The sequence below is a fragment of the Methylotuvimicrobium sp. KM2 genome, from assembly GCF_038051925.1.
In the GTDB taxonomy this organism is placed as follows: Bacteria; Pseudomonadota; Gammaproteobacteria; order Methylococcales; family Methylomonadaceae; genus Methylotuvimicrobium.
In genome coordinates, this window is the sequence record NZ_CP150634.1 from 3,594,595 (window position 1) to 3,615,985 (window position 21,391).

At 51.4% G+C, this 21,391-nt stretch carries 22 protein-coding genes; 2 read left to right on the forward strand and 20 right to left on the reverse strand.

All coding sequences use genetic code 11. The features are described 5' to 3' along the window. Positions 1–7: 7 nt before the first annotated feature. From WJM45_RS15065 to WJM45_RS15130, 14 genes are all read right to left on the reverse strand, one after another. The gene (locus WJM45_RS15065) at positions 8–904 is read right to left on the reverse strand and encodes a TraU family protein (RefSeq protein WP_341325895.1); all 897 of its coding nucleotides are present in this window, start codon (positions 902–904) and stop codon (positions 8–10) included. Then, positions 901–1,368, reverse strand: coding sequence for a TIGR03757 family integrating conjugative element protein (locus tag WJM45_RS15070; RefSeq protein WP_341325896.1), 468 nt, complete (start codon positions 1,366–1,368; stop codon positions 901–903). Before WJM45_RS15070 ends, WJM45_RS15065 begins: the two co-directional genes overlap by 4 nt. Then, on the reverse strand, positions 1,355–4,165 hold the full coding sequence (locus WJM45_RS15075) for a conjugative transfer ATPase (RefSeq protein ID WP_341325897.1): 2,811 nt from the start codon (positions 4,163–4,165) through the stop codon (positions 1,355–1,357). The genes WJM45_RS15070 and WJM45_RS15075 overlap by 14 nt, the downstream gene beginning before the upstream one ends. After that, entirely contained in the window at positions 4,165–4,611 is a 447-nt protein-coding gene (locus WJM45_RS15080; protein ID WP_341325898.1) for a TIGR03751 family conjugal transfer lipoprotein, read from the reverse strand. The genes WJM45_RS15075 and WJM45_RS15080 overlap by 1 nt, the downstream gene beginning before the upstream one ends. Then, a complete protein-coding gene (locus tag WJM45_RS15085; RefSeq protein ID WP_341325899.1) occupies positions 4,571–5,989 on the reverse strand; it encodes a TIGR03752 family integrating conjugative element protein in 1,419 nt (472 codons plus the stop codon). Before WJM45_RS15085 ends, WJM45_RS15080 begins: the two co-directional genes overlap by 41 nt. Next, entirely contained in the window at positions 5,990–6,859 is an 870-nt protein-coding gene (locus WJM45_RS15090) for a TIGR03749 family integrating conjugative element protein (protein ID WP_341325900.1), read from the reverse strand. Then, positions 6,859–7,497, reverse strand: coding sequence for a TIGR03746 family integrating conjugative element protein (locus tag WJM45_RS15095; protein WP_341325901.1), 639 nt, complete (start codon positions 7,495–7,497; stop codon positions 6,859–6,861). Before WJM45_RS15095 ends, WJM45_RS15090 begins: the two co-directional genes overlap by 1 nt. A 9-nt stretch (positions 7,498–7,506) precedes the next feature. Continuing rightward, positions 7,507–7,893 carry a TIGR03750 family conjugal transfer protein gene (locus WJM45_RS15100; RefSeq protein WP_341325902.1) on the reverse strand — a complete coding sequence of 129 codons (387 nt, stop codon included), beginning with the start codon at positions 7,891–7,893 and terminating at the stop codon, positions 7,507–7,509. Between the two features lie 3 nt (positions 7,894–7,896). After that, positions 7,897–8,265, reverse strand: a complete 369-nt coding sequence (locus WJM45_RS15105) for a TIGR03745 family integrating conjugative element membrane protein (RefSeq protein ID WP_341325903.1) — start codon at positions 8,263–8,265, stop codon at positions 7,897–7,899. A gap of 64 nt (positions 8,266–8,329) precedes the next feature. Next, positions 8,330–8,566 (reverse strand): TIGR03758 family integrating conjugative element protein, encoded by a 237-nt coding sequence (locus tag WJM45_RS15110; protein ID WP_341325904.1) that lies wholly within the window; start codon positions 8,564–8,566, stop codon positions 8,330–8,332. Between the two features lies 1 nt (position 8,567). After that, complete coding sequence (locus WJM45_RS15115; RefSeq protein WP_341325905.1) at positions 8,568–8,861, reverse strand: RAQPRD family integrative conjugative element protein; 294 nt, start codon at positions 8,859–8,861, stop codon at positions 8,568–8,570. A gap of 204 nt (positions 8,862–9,065) precedes the next feature. Continuing rightward, positions 9,066–9,812, reverse strand: coding sequence for a TIGR03747 family integrating conjugative element membrane protein (locus tag WJM45_RS15120; protein WP_341325906.1), 747 nt, complete (start codon positions 9,810–9,812; stop codon positions 9,066–9,068). A 1-nt stretch (position 9,813) separates the two neighbouring features. Then, positions 9,814–11,868: a type IV conjugative transfer system coupling protein TraD gene (gene traD / locus WJM45_RS15125; protein WP_341325907.1), complete on the reverse strand. Its 2,055-nt coding sequence runs from the start codon at positions 11,866–11,868 to the stop codon at positions 9,814–9,816. Then, the gene (locus WJM45_RS15130; RefSeq protein ID WP_341325908.1) at positions 11,865–12,362 is read right to left on the reverse strand and encodes an integrating conjugative element protein; all 498 of its coding nucleotides are present in this window, start codon (positions 12,360–12,362) and stop codon (positions 11,865–11,867) included. The genes traD and WJM45_RS15130 overlap by 4 nt, the downstream gene beginning before the upstream one ends. 761 nt (positions 12,363–13,123) lie before the next feature. Here WJM45_RS15130 and WJM45_RS15135 point away from each other — a divergent pair. Continuing rightward, on the forward strand, positions 13,124–14,584 hold the full coding sequence (locus WJM45_RS15135; protein WP_341325909.1) for a metallophosphoesterase: 1,461 nt from the start codon (positions 13,124–13,126) through the stop codon (positions 14,582–14,584). Then, complete coding sequence (locus tag WJM45_RS15140; RefSeq protein WP_341325910.1) at positions 14,581–16,905, forward strand: ATP-binding protein; 2,325 nt, start codon at positions 14,581–14,583, stop codon at positions 16,903–16,905. Before WJM45_RS15135 ends, WJM45_RS15140 begins: the two co-directional genes overlap by 4 nt. Before the next feature lie 321 nt (positions 16,906–17,226). On the opposite strand, the gene WJM45_RS15145 is transcribed toward WJM45_RS15140, so the two are convergent. The 6 genes from WJM45_RS15145 to WJM45_RS15170 are packed head-to-tail and all read right to left on the reverse strand — an operon-like array spanning position 17,227 to position 21,301. Next, on the reverse strand, positions 17,227–18,108 hold the full coding sequence (locus tag WJM45_RS15145) for a TIGR03758 family integrating conjugative element protein (protein WP_341328955.1): 882 nt from the start codon (positions 18,106–18,108) through the stop codon (positions 17,227–17,229). Positions 18,109–18,114: 6 nt separating this feature from the next. Then, on the reverse strand, positions 18,115–18,567 hold the full coding sequence (locus WJM45_RS15150; RefSeq protein ID WP_341325911.1) for a hypothetical protein: 453 nt from the start codon (positions 18,565–18,567) through the stop codon (positions 18,115–18,117). 10 nt (positions 18,568–18,577) lie between these two features. Further along, positions 18,578–19,120 carry a transglycosylase SLT domain-containing protein gene (locus WJM45_RS15155; RefSeq protein WP_341325912.1) on the reverse strand — a complete coding sequence of 181 codons (543 nt, stop codon included), beginning with the start codon at positions 19,118–19,120 and terminating at the stop codon, positions 18,578–18,580. Positions 19,121–19,160: 40 nt separating this feature from the next. Continuing rightward, positions 19,161–19,931 carry a TIGR03759 family integrating conjugative element protein gene (locus WJM45_RS15160; protein WP_341325913.1) on the reverse strand — a complete coding sequence of 257 codons (771 nt, stop codon included), beginning with the start codon at positions 19,929–19,931 and terminating at the stop codon, positions 19,161–19,163. Positions 19,932–19,949: 18 nt separating this feature from the next. Beyond that, positions 19,950–20,732, reverse strand: a complete 783-nt coding sequence (locus WJM45_RS15165) for a hypothetical protein (protein ID WP_341325914.1) — start codon at positions 20,730–20,732, stop codon at positions 19,950–19,952. A 2-nt stretch (positions 20,733–20,734) separates the two neighbouring features. Further along, positions 20,735–21,301 carry a hypothetical protein gene (locus tag WJM45_RS15170; RefSeq protein WP_341325915.1) on the reverse strand — a complete coding sequence of 189 codons (567 nt, stop codon included), beginning with the start codon at positions 21,299–21,301 and terminating at the stop codon, positions 20,735–20,737. Positions 21,302–21,391: the final 90 nt, after the last annotated feature.

Here is a 21,391-nt window from a genome sequence, read left to right on the forward strand (position 1 = left end):
CGCGTGTTTAATGAGTAATGACCGGTGTCGGAAAAGGCATGAAATCAATGACGACCAACGCTCCGTCGTCAATTTCGCAACAGGTGTAAGGTCGCCACAAGGCATGGACGTAATCGCCCGTCTTCGACACTCGGCCGCCGCCCCAGCCTCGGAGTGCCAGCGTGTCGTTCTCGCCGAACACCAGACATTGCTCCATTTTTGGCGAGGTGGGTTGCCACCAACCCTCTTCGTTGCTGTTTTCGATCAGACTGCCCGGCGACCAGGTCAGCTTGTTGTCTTCGACGAAAACCGGCTCGCCCAGAATGCTCCGGTAAACATGCGGCTGACCGTCACGGGTGATGATGTCGCCGACCCGATGCGCAACGACGGCAGCGGCTTTCGGCTGCGCATGCTGAATGGTCCAGCCGGTTCGCGGATATATATTGCCCCATTTGTTTAACGGCCAACGACCGATTTCCCGTAAGCCCGGCACCCAAGAGGCCGGATTCAAGGCATCCAATCCGCCCCACCGCCATGACGGACTATCCAGTTGTGCGGAAAAATAAGGGCTGGCCGCCGTGGTGTTGGATGGACAATAGATAAGCCCGGTCAACGGATGACCGACCGCGAGCGCATCCTGATAAATCAAGTTGTTGTGATTCCGATTAAACGTATCGATGCGTTTGGGATCTTCGACCCGATCCACGCCTTGCGGATTCATCACGGTGACCATGACATCCGGATTGAAGTGGCCGATCTTGAGCGTCACGTCGATATCGCAACCGAACGGCGTACAGACGATCCAGATACACACACCGACGACCCGGAGTTGGATGCATTCGTACTGCTTGGCCGACGTTTGCGCGGCGACCAGGTTCGCGCACAGAAAAGCGATAAACAACAGTCTACGCAGCGTAGCTTTCACGGATTGTTCCTCCGCCAGTCGCGGTAGATCGCCACCGCACGGTTCAAGTCGGTCACGCCGAACACCACGGCCTTACCCCGGTCGAATACGACGGCCGGATAGCGGCTGACCCCGTATTGCACCCCGGCGATCTGTCCTTGAAATACCTGCGTGAACTGTACCTGGACGGCCTCCATGCCTTGCTCTTTAAAGCGCCGTTCCAATGCGGCTTTGGCCTGCTCTTGATTGGGTGGCAACCCGGTTGCCAGATAGGCCGTCAAGCGTTCGGCATCGTCAAGATTGTAGGTTTTGATCTCTATGCCCTGCCCGGCTACAGCGTCGAGGCCGGTTAACTGAAATGCGTCGCTGTGAATGACTTCGACGACAATAGCATGCCCATCAGCCCATACAGGTAAAGGCATGACTGCCGTCATGACGCTAGCCGCCAAACCAGTGATGATGATCATGAATTTAATGCTGGTCATCGATTTCCCCCCGGCGCCTAAAACTGATCTCTTTGGCCACCTGTTCGACTGCCTCGATCTCGCTGCAACCGAACTGCTTCATGATTCGCGCACGGTTCGCCTTCTCGTCTTTCTCGGTCATCGCCAACGCTAGTGCCAACGGCGGCGGGACGATGCGGAACAACATCGCTTGTTCGTCGGTCAAGACCACGCCTTCGGTGAACTGCTTCGGTGATTTTCTGGCGGCCAACAGCATGTTTTTCTCTTCGTTGCGTAAGTCACGAAACCGGGCGATGTGCTCGACCTCCTCTTTCGGCATGACCAGGCAAAACCACCACTCCAGCATATTGAGCATCTTTTTACTGGCATCGGGGAAATCTTCCAGGTTTTGCGTCGCGATCCAAAACCAGGCGCCCAATTTCCGCCACATCTTGACGATCTTGATGACATACGGAGCCAACAGCGGATTGGTGGTTATGATATGCCCTTCGTCGGTGATCACGATCGTGGGCCTGGCATCGTTCTGGTGCCGTTCCACTAGGTCATGGATATGGTTCATCAAACCGATGTAGGCGACGGTCAATTGATCTTCATAGCCTTCCCTGGCCAGGATACCCATGTCGACCAGGGTAAAATCCACATCCGGCCAGCGCACGCCGGGGCGATTGAAAAAATGCCCGGCCAGCCCCGAACAGAATAGTTCCATGCCGTCGGCCATGTCCTGCACCCGTTCCCGGCGGCGGTCGGCCAAACCCTCCAGATTGCGCAGCGCCTGCACGACATCCTCGGTCAATACCTGGTCGCGCCCGGCTTCCTTGACGTTCTTCGCGGCCTCGTGAATCGCCCGGCGAATCAACAACCGATCCGCGCGGGTCATGCGATTGTCCTCGCGCACGTCGCCGCCGGTGATCATGATCCGGGCGGCGATCTCCATTTCGCCGAGTAAATCCCGGTTGTCGTCCTCGATGTCCTCGTTATCGAAGTCGTTGTAAGGATCGTCATCGAGGTCGTTCTCCTCTTGCAGCTCGAAATCCAGATCCAGGCGTTTCTGGTCCAATAATTTCAAGGCTTCGCTGAACGGCGGCAAGCTGACATCGGCGCCCGGCAGCATCGACACGCGATTGGTCGTGACGCCCTGGCTTTCTAAATACTGACCCAGCAATCCGAACGAATTGCCGGCCTCGATGATGAAGATGCGGGGGCGGTACACCGCCATCATTTGCAGGATCATGTACACCAACGTGGCCGATTTACCGGCGCCGGTCGGCCCGATGATCAGGGCGTGGGCATTCTTCTTGCGGTCCTGCGGATTCAACGGGTCCAACATCAAGGGTTCGGCGCCGCGATTGAAGAACAATAAACCGGGATGACCGGAACCGGTGGAGCGTCCGTAAACCGGCATGAGATTGGCGCAGTGTTTGGAAAACACCAAGCGGGAGCGCCGCGCTTCACGCTTGTCGTGGTCGTACTGATAGCCCATCGGCAGGTTGCGCAGATAACTGTCCAGAGGAATCAAATCGTCACGCTCCATGATGGGTTGCAATCCGTTCGACAACAGCAAGGAATTGACCTTGTTGATTTTGCGGTGTAAATCGGGTTCGTCCTCGCCGCGCACATAAACCGCCAACTGGACCGGAAACAGTTTGTTGCCTTTGGCGATTTCCATCACCGCTTTCTCGGCGTCTTGCGCCGCCAGTTTCGCTTCCGGATAATCGCCTACCGCGCCGTGCTGGACCTGGCCAAGATGGTTGCGCACGAGATCCTGCGCCGCGACGACGAGGGTCATCGCCAGGACGGTGTCTTCCGGCATCCGGTCGAACATCGCGTAAATGTGATCGCCGCTACTGCGTTCGGCTCCAAACAAGCCGATATCCGGAATCTTGCGAAGCCCCTGCACCGTGACGGTTTTGTGCGGCATTCCGTCGAACCACCAGATTCCGCGCTCCGCATCCGAATGCGGCATGCCCAGCATCAGGGTTTCGGCGTACGCGTAACCGTACGGCATCTCTTCATCGCCGGGGTACGGCGCGACGTTGCGAAGCACGGCTTCGCTATCGCCCTCCTCGACCGCCGGTTTCGGATTGAACCAGCGGAACATCCATTCATACAATTCCTTGCCGCCCAGCCGGGTCAGGCGAATGCCGGCCGTCATCATCGCCGTGGTCAACTTGGCGGCCGCATCGTTCAATTCGTCCTCGGGCGGCAGATGGTAATAGTCGCGCGTCCCGGCATTCTTGGCCGGTTTGCGTCGGCGGTAGAGCGTCGCCCGGATGCGCCGGCGCTGGCCACGCCACGGCCCGCCGGTGACCAGTTTGTCGTCAAATGCGCCGCCGGTTTGGGAAATGGTCTGCAAATGATCGTGCAATATCCTCAAGTAGTTTTCGCTCAACGCGCTTTGTTGCGCGCGCGGATCGAGATAACGCTCGACCTCATCGACGACGCCGAGCAGACTGGGTTCATCCTGCACGAACACTTGAAAAACCCACGGCGAGTCCAATTCCTCGGCGATCGAAGTCAATACGGTTTGCAGTTTGTCGCGCAGTTCGGCAATGTATTGCGCCGTTCGGCCTTCGGTGCCGATGCCGCCGATCTCGAACAACGCGGCGACGCTGTAGCCGTCATCGAGCAAAAAACAACGCGTCTGCGGACAATAGTCCAGCCACGGCAACAAATTGGTAAACGAAGCCGGCCGTTCATAGAGCTGCCGTATCCGCCTTTCGGTCGGCGCTCTGTCGGTGGCCCTGCGCCGAAACCGGGCGGCATCGTCCTGCGGTTTGGTTTTAGCGGACGATTGAGTTGTAAAGGAAAAAAGCGCCATCAATAGCCCTCCTCGCGCTCGCCCGGCAGTGCGTATTCGGGTTTCTCGTAAAATGGGAACGCCGTCGAATAACCGGGAACAGGATAACGCTCGGCACTGCTCAAATGCGGAAACACATACATAATCAAGGTCTTGTTCATCAGCCGTGGAAAGATTTGCCGAATCTCTGAATCGGCATCGCGCGTATAAGCGGACAGCTCCAAAGTCGGTTCCGGTTCACGCCGCGCTTCCCGTTGAACCAAAGCGCCGCGCGTCGCGTCGAGTGTACCCTGATCGTGTTCGGTACCGGAAAAGTGTCTGTGGTAAACCTCTTTCATGGTCGGCCCTTCCTGGGGCAAAATCGATTCTTTGTCGCCGGTTGCGCAGCCCGTCGTGATCAAGATCAGGCTCAGGGCGCACACCGCGTTAATCCAGTAATTCGTCGTCAGTCGTTTGATTGGAGGCATAATGGGTTTTTCTCCCGTCCGGTTCATAATCGATAGGCAATTCGATGTCGACGTGGACGGCCAATTCGGCGCCGGTATCCACATAGACTGCATCGAACGATTGCGCCGCGCGTTCGCGCAAGTATTGACTCACTTCGTTTGCGCCGCCGGCCATGGCTTGACCGGCCGCAAACTTGCCGGCGTCGCCGGTGATCACCGAGGTGGCCACGCCTTGCCCGAGCGAGACGGCATTCGTGGTTTGGGCCTGGGTGAACGCTCCGGCGGCAGCTTCGGCGGCGGAAGCCAGAATACGCCCCGCCAAATAGTCCGGTGCATTACTGATGCGGGTACCGGTCACGCAGGGAATGCCGCGCCGGTCCGATATCCAGCCCATTTTCAGTTGTTGTCCGCCTTGTTGTTGCCCTTGTTGGGAAGCCTGTAAGTTCTTGGTCGTATCGGCGGACAGTTCGCGGATGGTGCCGTCGGCAAACACATAAGTCACCGAGACGATGTCGCCCCGAACGCAAGAGAGCGTCCAATCGCCGGTCGCTTTACCGCTGAACACCATGCCGTCAAGCCCCGGCACTTCGATGCCGTTGGCGGCCAGATTGTCGCGGCCGACGATGACCTTGAACGGAAACGGATCTTCGACTACACCCTTGAACGGAATCCGGCCGATCAGCGCGGTCATGCCGGTCGAGCCGATCAGTGTGGCGTTTCTTGGCACCGTATAGACCGGCTCGTCCGGTTCGGCTTCGTCCAATTTGGCTTTTAGATAATTCTCGGTCGTACTGCTTGTTCCAAGCAATCCGCCGCTGTCATCCATCGGGTCCGGGTCGTCGCCGCTTTTCGATAACGCGGGATAAACCCAATTGCCCTGGCGGTCTTTGCTCGTGCCTAGCGGTTCGATCCAAACGATTTCCGTCGCTTTGGGCAGAGTAATTCCGTCGCCGCTACCGATGCCGAAGCCGACCGGGATATCGCTGCCGGATGCCTGTTGTGCGGCGCCGTTTTGCGCCTGGGTCAGTTCGTCGAGTTGGTTTTTGAAAAAATCCAGTCTTTCAGTCAGCTTGCCGACTGCGGTGGTATCTTCCTTGTTCTTTAGGTTGCGCATTTCGGTGAGCAGCTCCGCCCTGACTTTGCTTTCGATCTCCTGGCGCTGCCGCAACAGTTCCTGATTTTGCATCTGGAGCTTTTCGGATTCGTTTTTGATCGAGGCCACTTGCGCCGTCAGGGTGCGGATCGTATCGGCCGGTGAATCCGCATCGGGTGTCCCGGCGACCGGCACCTGGTCGAGTTGAATATCATTGCCGCCGCGATTGAACGATTTGATGCCGACGAAGACCAACATCAGCAAAACCAAGCCTGCGATAATCGGTAATAATTTGTTCGATGGCATCTACATGACCCCCCGTATCATTTCATGAAAGGGACGATCGGAAACCAGATAGACAGCCGTGGTATCCGCTTCGGTACCGGCGGGATGCAGCCGGCCATGTTGAAACGTCGCCGCTTTCCAGCGTCCGCGAATGCGCCGAGGGTCGAGCTCGATCGGCGCTGTCCCGGTATTGCGCAGTTGCACGGCGGTGACGTAAAGCTCGCCGCCCTGCCAGCTCGCCACCGGCAACGCTTCGATCGACTCGCCCCGGATCAGATTGTGCAGCGCGCGACGAGTCACCACGACCCGGTGAATACCGGGCGACGCTTTCAGCATCCTGGACGGCGCATATAACTGCTGGGCCGCGAAGCGGGTTAAGGTGACCAGTCCCGGTGCTTTTTGCGCTTTGCGGGGGGTACGGGGATTGCGGTGTTTGCTGTCGCTTTCGGTTTTCTCGACGCCATGCGCTTGCTTGTTCAGCACTTCGATCGGATTGACCGGCAGGTTTGGCTCCTTACTTGCGCTCAGGTCGACCAAATAAATGCCGCTTCCGTCGGTCTCGTGAATTTCGATGCGCTGCGCTTCGAACGATTGATTCGCCAACCAATATACGGTGCCGTTATGGCTTTGCGTCCGCACCTTGCCGGACAGCTCGGACGGCATGCCCACGCGCACCTCGCCGGGAAACGTAACCAGTCGCTCTTGGCCGACCGGCAGGGTGATACCGATCGGAATTTTGTCCCAAAACAGACGTTCGATTTCCGCCGATCCGGCCACGGACGGAAGTAGGCCATTGAGAATCGCTACCAGAAACAAGTCGTTTAGAAATACCGAACCCCCTGTTTTGCGATCTTTGTCAATCCTATCGACATTTTCACTACTTGGATTCATCACGATCCCCCTGCTTTTTCTTCGTTGTTCAACCGCCGCGGCCCATCGCCTCTGAAGCCATCCAGAGCCAAACCCCACGGGTTGATTTCCGGATCGACATCGTAGCGCACGACGCGAATCGGATAGCGAATGTCCAGGCTTTTTACGTCCATGCCACGCACCGTTTCCTCGATACGAAAATCGAGCCACACTAACCAGGTATTGCGATCGAGTACGTCCACCCGGCGCTCTTCGTAGCCGTGACCGGGGATTAGCTGAATGCCCCGAACCCGTCCGCTCAATTCCCCCCGCTTGCCGCGCAGTTCCAGATCATGAGTTAAAAACTGCCGAAACTCCGGCGTCAAATACGCCGCCATGCGAAACACTTGCTTGCCGTAATCGGTTTCGCCGTTTTCTTCCCAGCGGTTGAGTTGCTGAAAGATATAATGAGCAAAGGCATAGATGTTCGGCGGCGGGACTTCATCGAGCGTCAACAAGGCTCCGGAGCGTAAATCCGGCGGAATGTGCAAGCGAATGTCGCTCCGCGACTGGTGCCAGCCGTACCACAGGCCCACGATCAGTAACAGCAAAAAACCGATGATGATGCGTAATGAATTGATGTGCGAATGGAGCGTACTGTTTTCGTCCCGATAGCGCATGACGGCCTCTTATCGATGAGAGTGAAACGAACGCGGCAGCGTGAGCCCCAAGTCCCACGCCCCGTGCCTGACAATCAATGTGGATGAGCGCAGCCCCCATTGATGCAATTTCAGTATCAGGCAGTGCTGGTAATAAAAGTCGGGGCGGCCGCGCTTGATCCGTTGGAACCCCGTCGAGCCGAAAACGATCGTCGCCAGCACGCCCAGTGTGGCGATTCCGAGACCCATCACGGGGGCTCCGAACAGCCCGGCGAGCAGGAGTCCTGCGGGCAACCAGAACACGATGGCGCATAACAAAATCATTCCCAGTTCCGAGTTGGTGCTGCCACGGAAGATGACCGGTTCCTGGTTGAGCCGATCAGCCAGTGTTTCCGTGCTGATATCGTGCTCGTCCATCGGTTAAATGACGTTTGACGCTTCGGTCAGCAAGAAGCTGATGAAAATCATCACCCCCGCCGCGACGACGGCGGTTAACCCGACTTCACCCCACTCGGCCCGCCCTGCTCTGGCCTCGTTGAATTTGGCGATCGTAATCCAACCGATCCATAAAAACGCCACGACCGCGATAATCAGTCCGATGACGAGGCCGGCGTCCTTGGCATAGCCCTTGATCAATTCCAGCCAATTGCCCGCCGCAGGGGCGTTACTGGGAGCGACCGGCGCAGGCAAGGCCGCTTGCGCGTTATCACTTGCCATCGCCAATGACATGACGACGAAAGCGGTGAGTCGATGGGCGGATTGGCCCATCTTGTTACGTAATTTCTTCATGTTTGATGTCTCCGTTTTGAAAAAGAGAATGAGACCAGCGAAATAGATTCAGTTTAAGGTTGGGTCAACGGATGAAGTAGCCCACGAGCAAGACCACAACGATCGCTCTGAGCACGGAAGAGGTCATGTCATAAAAGTCTCCTTTCCTGGTTTGCCAGGCGTGATATTGCGATTTCGTGATCCAGACCAACCACAGCAAATAAATCACGGCGAAGACCATGGCAATCCCTAACAACAGTTGTCCGGGATTGGCGATATGACCGGTCGCCTGCGTGAAGGCGGCTGCTTGCTGATTCGTCATGTCAGTGCCGGTAGTCGCCTTTCAAGGGTGGAAAACTGCGCTGCTGCGTCGACGGAGCCGATAAATGCTCTTGAATCCCCAAAACCATGCGATCGAGGTCTAATGCCAGCCAGTCATATTGGAATTGCACCCTGGCGTCGCTGTCTGCCTGGGCTTTGGCTTCGGCGATCAACGGCTTCAAGGATTCAATCTCATGCTTGATTTTGGCTAACGCGGTACGCTCGGCGTCGCTGTCGGCAAAGGCCGTGAAAGGACAAGCGAGCAGCAGCGCGGTGATGATTGTTTTTTGGACCATGACGTTCTCTTCGCGATTCGAGAGTGAGTAATAGTGATTGCTTGACGGTTATTGTTTGCATCCGAATGCAAAAAAGCCATAAAAAACCCTAACTGAATTTCCCATGGGTTTTTTATGGCCGATTTTGCGGCGTTTCTTTTTTTGTTGTAAGCATCCTCGAACTGCCTGGGCCTTTGGGTTAACATGGCTAGACCTGCGAAAAGCTTACAAATATTTTTTAAACGTCGACGACATCACCAAAAGCGATGCCGCGAACAACACGGCGAACGGCAGAACGACCAGATTGGGATGCACGCTCACTGGCATCGCGAGATACACGATCCAGGGCAGAATCAACGAGGGGTACAACGCTTTTTTGGCCCAGTGATAGACGAACGACGACTCTCTCCCGCCACTCCAGCGGCGAATGTCGCGTTGCACCAGTCCATCGACCAAGCCCGTCGCGCCCAACAGGACGAAGGCCGGCATTGCCAAAGTCAATACCGCCAGGCGCACCCCGAATATCTGCGTCACGGTCATGGCGGCCAAAACGTAGGCCTCGACCATCCGAAACAGACCATGCAACCCTTTTCGAACGTGTCCGGAACCGGCCTGGGTCGGGGTGGCCAGCCAAATCACGGCGGTTTGAACGCCCGTTTTTTTAAAGGTCAGATCGTAGAAATTCTTGGAAAAACGGTCGGCAAAGCGCATCGGGCTCTTGACGACCGCGCTTCGTTGGAAATCGCGGTTCAAATACTGTAATTCCTGTTGCAGCATCCGTTCGCTGTGGTCCACGCCCGTCTCGTCCCACAAACTGGCCGCCATGCCCACCCACTCGATCACGATCGAAAACACCAGCGTCAGGATCAGGTACATCACGATCTGTACCAACCGGATCAGCGTCGTCGCTATAATGCCTTGCTCTGCGCTTTGCTGCGCCGACCCCGGGCGTCGTTTGCTCGACTCCGCCATGTCAGCCGGTCCACCAATGGTCGCTGGTCAAATAACGGCGCTGCATTTCGGCGGCCACTTCACGCAGGTTCTTCGGCATCATGTCGTCTTCGCTTTTGGAGGGCAGCGGCATGCGGATTTTCCACAGATTGCCGCCTTCGAGCAGCGCGAAGGCCTGGCCCTTTGGCAAGGCCATCACGTTGGCCGGGGTGATCAACGGGACTTCGGTCACCGCTATCCGGTCTTGGTTGGTCGAGGTGAAATCGACCTTGGAAGTCGGGTCGGCGGTGTCGTTGACGCCGGAGACTTCGGTCACCGTGGTCACGTTACAGCTATCGACTTGGCTGGTCAGCATTTCCGCCGTGGCCAATTCCTTGACTCTCAGCATGATCAGCGTATTGAAGTTGCCGGCTACCTGCCCGGCTTTGGCCTTGCTGCCGATTCGCGCTTCCACGTCGGACCAGGTTTGCGTGTAGGCTGTCACCTGAAACCCGGACCCGCCGGCCTTGTTCAGCAGCGGAATGAACTCGTCGCCGATCAATTCGTTGAACTCGTCGGCATGCAGCGATATCGTCGGCATGTCCGGCGCTTGTTCCGTTTCCGGCATGCCGCGATCGGTGCCATGTTTGTAAATTTCCCCCGACACCGACACCAGGTCGGCAAACATGGAATTGCCGACCGCCGAGGCGACCGCCGTGTCGGACAGCGCATCCAATCCGATATAGACCACGCCCTTGCGGCGAATGATCTGGCGCCAATCGATGATGGGGCGATCGTCCTCCATGTCCGAGTAATCCGGCGAGATCAATGACGCGGTTTTGCCGGAGATCAATTTCTCCATCAGCGGCAGCAGCGAGGCCACGATCTTGTCGAAATAGGTCTTGTCGTACTCGAAGGCGGAGCGCAGGCCGTCGGCCACCGGATCGTATAAGCCGTTCTCTTTGGCATAACGAACCAAAGCAATGGCTTCGTGCGACCTGCCTTTCAACGCGAACGGCAAATCCCGTTCATTAATAGCTTCCGCCAAGCGCTGGACTTCCCGGACCCACTCGACCGGCGCGATATCCGGCAACCATTGCCGGTAGTATTCGATCAGCAGGGGCTCGATATGGGTGATGTACCGCGTGACTTGCCGGTAATCCGGACGTCGGCCCATTTTGACCAGGGCCACCGCGATCATGTTCGTGAACCGCCAGGCGAATTCCCGGAACGCGGCGGAGTTGCCTTCGCTGGGCAAGGCGTTAGTCAGTCGTGTGGCGACTTCCGTGATTCGGGAAAAGTTGCCGATCGCATTGTAACGGCACGAGATATCGGGATACCCCAAATGGAAAATGTAGGTCTCGTCGCTACGACCGGCCCGTTTGGCTTCGGCGACCACTCGTTTCATCAGGTCGGCGTCGCCCTTCGGATCGAACACGATCACGGTATCGCCCCGGGCGATATCCTGGGTAATCAGGATTTCTGCCAATCGTGTTTTGCCGACACGGGTGGTCCCGAGCACCAAGGTATGACCGACCCGTTCGCGTAGATCCATCGTGACATCTTGCTCCCGCATTTCGACGGCGTGAATGTGCGGTTTGCCGCCGACCGGGGGCAAGGGTCTGACCGGATTCCACGGCGAATGGCTTCGCAATAGTTTGGCGACTCTATTGAGTAGGAATGAATGTTCCCATTGCGACTCCCTCCGTCTGGCCCAGCGATAGAAGGCGGACGGCTCGACGTAATGCCGAACTTTCGGATTCAGGGTATCGCGCAATCGCTGCGTATGTTGTTGCCGCCACAGGAATCCCTTGCCTAGAAACAGTTGCCGGCGGCTGACCGGAATGTCCTTCGGCTCGACGACATATTCCGGCATTCGGCGCATGTGCCGTTGATAACGCAGGATATAAAGCGCGTCGAACAATCGATAGACTCCAAACCCGGTTAACAGCAGCGCCGACAGATAACCGACCGCCGGCGTCATCATGATCGCCCAAGGCGCCAAGGCGGAGATCAGCGCGATACCGAACGCGCAAAAGGCGGACCACAGTTCGATCGGAGGACGCAACAGCGCTTCGACGGGATAGGTCTTGTTCATTGCTCGATACGGTGTTGTGAAATCAATACCGGATAATGCGTCAAGTCCAACTGTTTGGCGATAAAGTCACCCGGCACCGGGTTGACTTCCAGTCCATCGGCGGCTTGCCTTAATCGACGCAGTTGATCGGGATTGTCCACGTTGACAACGATGCCAGTCGCACGATGCCGTTTTAGCTGTTCCAGGTTATGCCGAAGCCAGTTGAGCGACAGTTCGTCATATCCGATGATGAACACCGGGCGATCGAGTCCGGGCCGATCGATGACACGCGCTTGGACGGGCCCCGGCGTCAGCGCCAGACTGCGGACCGGCAGCGGATCGAAGTGTTGCGGGAAATCCGGTAGCTGGAAGGATTGTTGATAGTTCGGTGGGTTTATTTGCAAACCGGACGGCATTGGCCGCGTGTTGCCGGCGTCGAATAGAACCACCGTCTCGCTGTTTGCTGCCGTGCTGAATAGCGCGATGAGGATGAAACAGACAGTGACGCAACGCATAACGGACTCCTTTTGCTGGAGTCGTCATTGTTGATAACCGGAATGAAATCGACAATAAAAAACCCTTAATCCAATTTGGAAGGGTTTTTATTGTTGCCTTGACGGCACTCTGTGCGGTGTACTATTTTTTTAACATCAGCACTACCGACACCGTTTGAATCGAGCCCTGGATTAAGATAGCGTTTAATGAGATAACTATTCTAAAGCGGACGCAAAGAAATAGTTCATTTTAAATCGGCTGATTATCTGGTTCCGACCCTTAAGCGACAGTCGATCTAGTTTTGCTAATGCCAGCAAATTGATAATAAGCCGACGTTGGATTTGCGGAAGTAGGCTGGGTTGAATGATAATGAAACCCAGCTTTAAAGCCGAAAAGTTTTGAAAATCAAAAAACATTTTGGATGCAAAGAAACTTGGATATTTCAAAGCATCTGCTAAGTTTCGCGTTGCTCTACCCTGCCCTGCCTACGGCTCTAACAGGTTGTTGATTTTCTATATTTGGCACGTTAGATGAACTATATTTAGTGGAAAGTCTTGCTTGATGTCACAATATATAGTCAATTTGTTACCCGACTAACGTCCACACAACTGATTTTCAACAGCCTGCTAAGGGTAACGTAAATAGTTGTTCACCGTTCATAACGTATAGAATACACTACCAATACTATTTTATAGAGCCAAAATCGTGAGTTTTGAATAAGTAATATGTCTTTCTCTGAATTATTTGAGCATCTAAAATATTCTTCCACTTAAAATAAATCATGCACTTCTCAATTCTACATATTTCTGATCTCCATCGTGATCTTGACGATGAAATAGGTAATGAATGGCTGCTTGATTCGCTTGAAAATGATTTTAATCAATTCAGCGAACAAACCCCACAAATTATGAAACCTTCACTTTGTATTGTAAGTGGTGATCTTGTTCATGGTGTCGGATTAGGAGTTGAAGATGCAGACAACGAACTAAAGAGGCAATACTCTCTAACAGAAACATTTCTTATCGGATTGGCAGATAGATTCTTTAATGGTGAACGTGAACGTGTTGTTATTTTGCCTGGCAATCATGATGTTTGTTTTAATGATGTAATACAAAGTGTTGAGAAAATTGAAATACCAGAAGAACCAGAAAAGAAAGTACCACTTGTTAAGGAATTATTCAAACCAAACTCCAAATTACGATGGTCATGGCGTGACTTGTGTTTCTATAGGATTTTGGATGAAGATATATATCAGAACCGATTCCGATATTTTATATCAACATACAATAGTTTTTATCAGGGTAAACGCTTATATCAACTAGCACCCGAACAGCAGTTCGATGTGTTTGATTTTGCCGATCTTGGTTTTTCTATAGTTACCTTAAATAGTTGTTTTAATAATGACCCTTTACGACGAGCAGGAGCATTTCATAATGATGCTTTAGCTAAAGCTTGTCGTGCCTTGCGTGATAATACTAGAGCTGGCTGGTTATCTTCTGTAGCTTGGCATCACAATTTAGTTGGTAAACCTGAGCAAGACGACTATTTAGACGCTGGTTCTCTTCAACATTTTATAGAAGCAGGAGCATCGCTTGCCTTTCATGGTCATCAACATTTATCAGAGTGTTTTGATGAGCGTTATCAACTCGGAAAAAAACCAAGAAAAATAACTATTGTTAGCGCAGGAACTCTTTGTGCTGAGCCTAGCGGTTTAAGACCTGGAATACCTCGTAGTTATAACATTGTTGAACTAAATACAGACTCTTGGAAAGGGGTGTTACATCAAAGACAAATGGTAAATGCAGATATGCCATTGCCAGTTTGGGGAGAAGGGTATTTCATCAATACAGGTAGTTCATTTTTTGAGTTTGATATATGTAAACCTATAGCAACTAGACCAAAACAACTTGATGAACATTTAATACTCTTTCAAGCAGATAATCTTCTTGGAGAGCAAAAATGGCATGAGGCATTAGATATTCTCGAAAAAATAAGGAATGTTCCTCTTGCACGTTCTTTAATTGCGAAAGCACTTGAGGAAATTAACGATCCGCAACTTATCATAGAAAAACTGTATCCACCTATCAATAATGCTGAAGCAGTAATGATTGGTGGTGTGATTCTCACTGATGGCACATCTGAACAGGCAAAAGCATTTGTGGAATTAGAATTTGTGCTAACTAACCAAGACGCGAGTGTTTGCGAAATATCACGTCGAATTACTGAAAGGCGGCTTAAATGAATAATGGGATAGTATTTCAGGTAGAAACCAATCGAATACTTCAAATTCTTGCAAATGAGATTTATGACTCTCCCTTAGCACTTCTCCGCGAAAACTTACAAAATGCCTATGACGCAGTTCGTATGCGCTTTGCAAGCACTGGCACATTAGTTGAAGGTGGCAGAATTGATATTTGTATAAATGGCAACGAAATATCAATCTCTGATAATGGCATTGGCATGACCGAGGAAGTATTGCGTGAAAATTTTTGGAAAGCAGGCTCTAGCGGTAAACGATCAGATAATGCTCGTCGGGCTGGTGTAGTTGGTACGTTTGGCATTGGGGCAATGGCAAATTTTGGAGTTTGTACACGGCTTACAGTAGAAACTTATTGTGAAGGTAATACAGCAATTTTGTGTAGCGTAGCTGAACGAGATTCACTCAAAATTGCTGAAGAGTGTATCAGTTTAGAGAGGGAAAACATTACCCCTGAACAAGAAAGAGAAACAGGAACAAAAGTAACTGCAATATTAGACAATGAACATCCGATTAGTCCAAATCAAGCATTGCAGTATTTAAAACCTTATGTAGGGTTTCTTCAAGTTCCTGTTTATTTCAACGGCAATTTAATCAGCGGCAATGCAATCGAATCGCAACTCCCAATCGCAAATCGGTCATTTAAGCAACTTGGTGTAAAACAATTAAAAGATAACTTGTGTCAAGGTGAATTTGACGTACATGCTGACCAAAACGGGCAAGTTTTAATTTTTGTTAAAGATATTGCTCTGGCTGGTAATGTTATTGAAGGGAGTATGGTTCTTTTACAATCGGGTGGACAACTTATAGGATTACGATCATTTTTTGGACTCGCCCCAATTCCAGTTGGTGGATATTACCAATTTGGAGGATATGCAAATTTATCTTTTTTACAGCCAACGGCTGGACGCGAAGCATTAAGTCGTGAAAGTATTGAGCAGGTTTCGCGCTTAATAAATTTAGCTGAACGCGCAGCGTCAGAGCTACTTTCAACTGCGACTGAAGCAGATAAAAATAATGCCTTTTTGCAATGGCTAATAGCGCATGGGCAATATAACCTTGCAAGCATGGTGTCGATTCGTGTATTACCAGAAAATAAAGATATATCACTTGGAGAAATAAAAACATATATTGCTGGTAGAACTACACATTACTACACTGGTAATGATTCGCAAATTTTATCAATGTATGCAAATGAAAGTTCTTACTTGCTTCAGGTCGCACAAAGCAATCCACGGCGACAAGTACAAGTTCATTATCTAACTAAAATCCTAAGAATATCTGCCGTACCGGATTCAGCACAAATTATTCGCACATACACAGGAACTGAATTAAACATGCGTGAAGCTTCTGTTTTAATACGAACTGCCTCAATTTTACGTGATGATTATTTGATTTCTGATATTGAAATTATTCTTGCTGATATTTCACATGGGGTTACTGTCTTTCCTCAAAAGAAAGGTAATCAACTAACAATTTATATCGCAAAATCAAGCTCTCTTTTACCTCCACTTTTTAATTTTTACGATCAAGCTTATGAGCTTTTTACTCAGTTTATGAAAGACTTTGTAAGAGTTCATATTTATCCAAGAATTCAGCAGTTCGTACCATCTTCAACTCGTGACGGCGTTGATGCCTTACAAAAAATATTACAGCGCAATCGTGAGTTGTACAGCTATGAAGAGACCGACTTTGGAGATTTGGAAGGAGTATTAGGAGATTATCTTTCTGGTTCTGTAACCCTTTCCAAAGTTTTGAACGAGGCGCGTACCAGAGCAAAACCACAAACTCAAAGCGTTTCCCGAAATCAAGTTGGTTCCGTTGAAAACGAGATACCTGGTATAGCAGAATCACCTATTGCTCAATCGACTGAAGCAGGACTTGAGTTTGCTCCCAGCCCTCCAATCATCAGAGATTCTGTTACATCTGATATGAAAATATTAATGACGGCTGCAAAATACCCATCGCTTAATAACTTTTCAATGTTATTAGGTCTTTCTGATCGGCTTATGAAAACTGAAGCCGAATTCTTTCATGCTCCACATACCACCAGAATATTATGGGGTGGGCATCGAGTTGTTTACATTTTTACAGAAGCAACTGGAAGACTTAGTCTTTATTATGATATTGAACTTCGTGAACCTATCGAACATACAAAAGCAGGTGGAGGAATGTTTCAAACTACAACTTTGATTACAAAAAAACGTATATTCGTTCCTATTCCAGATATGCTTATGGAAGAGTTTCAAATTACAAACGGTTCTAAACAATTTTTTGTCCGTTTTGATATATTGAGTGGCTCGTAGATACAAGGATGCGGTAAACAAAGTGCACCGCATCGTTCGCGATTGGTGCGGTGCGTAGACTCACCACACCCTAAGGCTGCTTTGGATGAAAAAGTTGCCAATTGCGCTTTATTCCGTCTGACTGGTTATGGCCGTTACCGGATGACCAGAAATATCAATTTTTCACTTTACCAGTGGCTGCTTTGGGGGATTTTACCCCTTCTGGGTAATGGTGTTATGAGCTGATGACTAAATCTTTGAATTTTATTTCGCCGGCTTTATTTGATTATTCTTGTTTTTTCGCCGTTCTCGTTAACTACGGATGGTTGATTTCAATACGTCTCACAGCATAAAAACAAACAATAACAGCATCATTACCGCAGTGGCTCGAATGATATTGGACTTCATCGCCATGATCGAGATACTGTTTTCGCCCCACATTTTGAATTGACTCCAGCTTACAAAGGCGATCCATAAAAACAGTAGGATTGCGATAATCGACTGTATCGCAGTTTTAAGTTCTTGATAGCTGACGCCGCCGGCGCTGTTTGTGAATGCAGTCGAAGGATTTATCAACGGTTGCCAGACAGTGAGGGTTGGCGATTGAACGCCATTATTGCCATTACCCCCCGTACTGACGGAACCGGTACTGCCTCCGGTGGTAACATTGCCGGTAATCGGTGCCAGGTTATAACCATTAAACACCGAAATGTAATGGGTAATGGCGGTGTTATTGGCATCACTGGGGATTTGGGCGCCGTTGGATTGTAAAAACGTTTTAAGCCCTCCGACCCCGACCAGGTGAGCGCCGGCCAATAAACCCGATTCGGTCATGACGATACCGGCTACCGTTTGGCCCAAATAACTATCCAGCCCTAAATTTTGTATATAACCCCACTGCTTGATGTTGTAATCTTTGATCGCTTGGGTTTGTACTGCGGCGTTCGCTAAAAAGTCGGCTTTGCTGTGTATCCCGTTCTTCCCGGTCCAGGTGCCTGTCCAGTCATTGATATCCGGCGTGTGATCTTTGAGATAATACCCGGCATCGATCAAGGCGCTCTCCCCCACCTGATAACTGCCTAAAAAGCCGTATTTATTGACGGTGCCGGGATTGCTGCTGGATTCTCTGGCGCTGAGCGCCGCCAAGTAATCGTTGTATTCAGAAGCCGCCCACACCACACTTGAGATGAACAAGCCTATGATCAGTTGCCTGGTTTGCTTCATCACGCTTTACTCTGAGCCGGGTGCTAATTCTTGTAACTGCCCAGCCCGATAACGAAAGTGAAGCACTTGGGTCTGCGTTGGACAGCATAATGGATCGCTCGGACCCTGGACTTTCGTTTCGACCGGGAGAATTCCAGTCGTTTGCACGGGCCGGAATCCCTCCACCATGCCGGTAACCGGTACCGTCGCCAGAATCTGCCAGTGATTCTGTTGTTTTGACACAATACTTAACTGGTTCCGCCAATAGGTCGGCCCGATGATCGTCCACAAGACCGCCTGTTCTAAACCGGGTTTACTGTCGTCTAATTCGACCGGCATGATCTGTCGGATCTGCACTTCTTCTCGGGTATCCAGCTGTTGCTTGAACAGCACGCTTAATTCCGGATCGATGGTTTCCGTCTGTCCGATGTGCACACACATGCCAAACATAACAATGACGGACAGTATTTTTCTGATCATTGCATCATCTTCACTTGCTTAAGTTATTGGAAATACCCACGACTGAGCTTGCGTATTTTTTTGCTCTACGCTTCTGCTGGACACCGGGACCTGGAGAGTGATAACGCCCGATCGCCTCGAACCAGTCTTCGGTTTCACGGTATTCCGACGCCAGTATTTTAGCCCCGGTACGGACATTGTGGTATGGATCGAGTGCCTGCCACGGCGTGCCTAGCTTGTCTTGGTGATAGCGCCAATTGACCTGCATCAGCCCGACATCGATCGACCGGATACCGCGTTCCAAATAAAAAGTCAGTCCTTTATAGGCCGCGATTCGGGTCGGGTATCTTCTCGGGACACCCGCAACGTTCAGCGTCCATGGCCAGGGACGGGTCTGCCGGCTACGCAATCGAATTCGGCTTTCTTGCAGCGCCACGCTGTATAGCAGGCGAGGCGGTATGTCGTACTCGTGCGCAATCTGTCGGTAACTCGCCGGCATGGATTCCGCATGTAGCGGACTGCCCACTATCGACAGACCTATACCAAGAACGATTACCCATGATTTTGTAATCATTGTTTGTTACTTGTGATCCGACCTGTTCGCAGATGTGTGCTTAGAGTTTTATTGCGGTGAGGGAATCAGTATTCATTTTGAAGACTACAGGTATTGCTTGATCGAATTTTTTAGTGATTTTTAACAGGTTGCCACGATCATGATTCAAGGTGATCTTGCCGCTTTTCAGCCGTGATGAGTCAATAGCCAGGTCGATTACCCATTTTTTGATCTTTTCATCATCCCGCCCCGGCGTGGTGTCGACGAAATACACATCGATTTGATGTGGGTTCAGCGAACGATTGTCCAGCACCCGCCGCATCATTTGTTTGCATTCATGACATTTATCGACTTTGAGAAAAACCAACAAACGGCTGTTCGGTTGTATCGATGCTGTGGCTTGGGTGCCCGAGTGAGGACGTATTTTGTTGATGTCGATCAGTTGAATATCGCCGTACAGTTTCTTGAATGCTTCGCTGTAGGCCGCTTGAAACGCTAAAATGCGTTCGGCATCCTCGAAGCGCATTTGCGCCCACATTTCAGCGTATTTTTTTCGCTCCTGATCGTTTCTGGCGTGGGTGCCGAGGACTTCGATCGGCGAGATAGTGGCCGGACTGATGCTGCCGCGTATGCCCTGCATCAGCGTTTTATAGCGGCGCCATTCTTCGGTGGATAACGACCAGTGCTTGCGTTGCGCGTCTTCCGTTTCGACCGGTTTGATTTGGCTATCTCGATACTCGCTAGTGGTTTGCTCCGCGGTCGATGGCATGATCGGTAGCGTCATCAGCGCTAGCATTGCGATTACGACACCAACAACAGACGGCTTCGGCATAAGAGTTTCCTTGTTGCCTTAGGACTGTATTGAGAGCACCTTGCGCGCTCCGGACTGATGCGTGAGTGTTACGGTCCCCCTTACATTATTCATCTCGTTGACTGTCCATTGATCGATCGCCTGCCCTATGGTCAGTTCCAGCAACTGTCCGTTATACCGAAACACGGCATAGAACTCGCTCCCCCATTGATCAACGCTGACCAAGGAAAAAGGAATAGGTGCGATTACAGGACGCGGGTTTAGGTTGGCTTTAGGCTGAGGGTTGGATTTGAATTGCTTGACCGGTTGTTGGCTGGGTTTATTGGGTTTTAGGCGATTCAATAGTTGATCGATTTGCAGTTGTTGAGAGATCAGGCGGTCTTGCAATTCCTGGATGAGCGCGTCCTGTTGGTTTTGCCGGTTGTCGTTGGCTGTCTCCAATGCGCTTAGATCGATTTGTAGCTGCTCCAGTTTATTCACGCTTTCGCCGGGTTCCGAGGCAAAGGGCAGGTTGAGTTCCGAATCGGCATTACCGGTTGTGGCCGGTTGTTCCGTCTCACTTTCAGATGTCTGTTCCAGTTCTTTTGCGCCGCCTATCGGTAGAACATCGATTTGTTCAGACAATGGCGAAAAAGAAGGTCGGCTATCGCTTTCCAAATCCACCAGATGGGTTGTCGGCTCATCAGAGCCTTTGGTTGTAAGAAAAAGTAACAGAATGACGACAACGGCAGCCAGTGCGGCTCCGCTGTATTTCACCCAGTCCGGAATCGGTTGCTGGGCTATCGTTTCGTCGTTGTTTAGGATTACGTCATTTTCCGGCATGGTTATTCTCCGTTAGCGGTAGCAAAACTTGCATTGTGCTTATGCGTTTCTGCGCTTTGCACGTAATTAATCCGTCGTCTGATAGGATCGATAACCGGCACAAGTTCCGGCGTGACCAAGACCGTCAGCGCATCGTGTAAGGTCATAGGGCCAAGACACCGTTGCACGTCGGGCAACGGGTTCAGGAACATTCGAACGGCGTGCGGATTCAGTGTTGGCGGACTTTCGACGCTATAGCCGCTTCGTCTCAGTAGATAATGGACGGTATCCCCGACAGTTTGCAGGTCGTTGGGAATGGTGACGTTGATGAGGACCTGTAAAGGTTCCCGTTGCGGGAGCGTCGGGATGGCCGGAACAAACGAGTAGCGACCGGTTTGGACGACTGCGACAGGTTTGATTTCGTCATTGATTGCTGAATAACGGGTTTCGTTGATTTCCGGAGCGGGTATTTCCGCCGGTGCGACCGTTTTAAGTTCGTTGTTCGCTACTTTGCCGCCTTGCGTGGCACAGCCGGCGAGCAGCGATAGTGCGAAGTACTGGAACAGGGTTTTTATGGAAAAATTCATCATGTCGACTCTGTGATAGCTGGCTTTTGTTACACAGAAGTCTGCGGGTTTGCTGGGATTTCAACAATAAAAAACCCTTTTTACGATTTCATA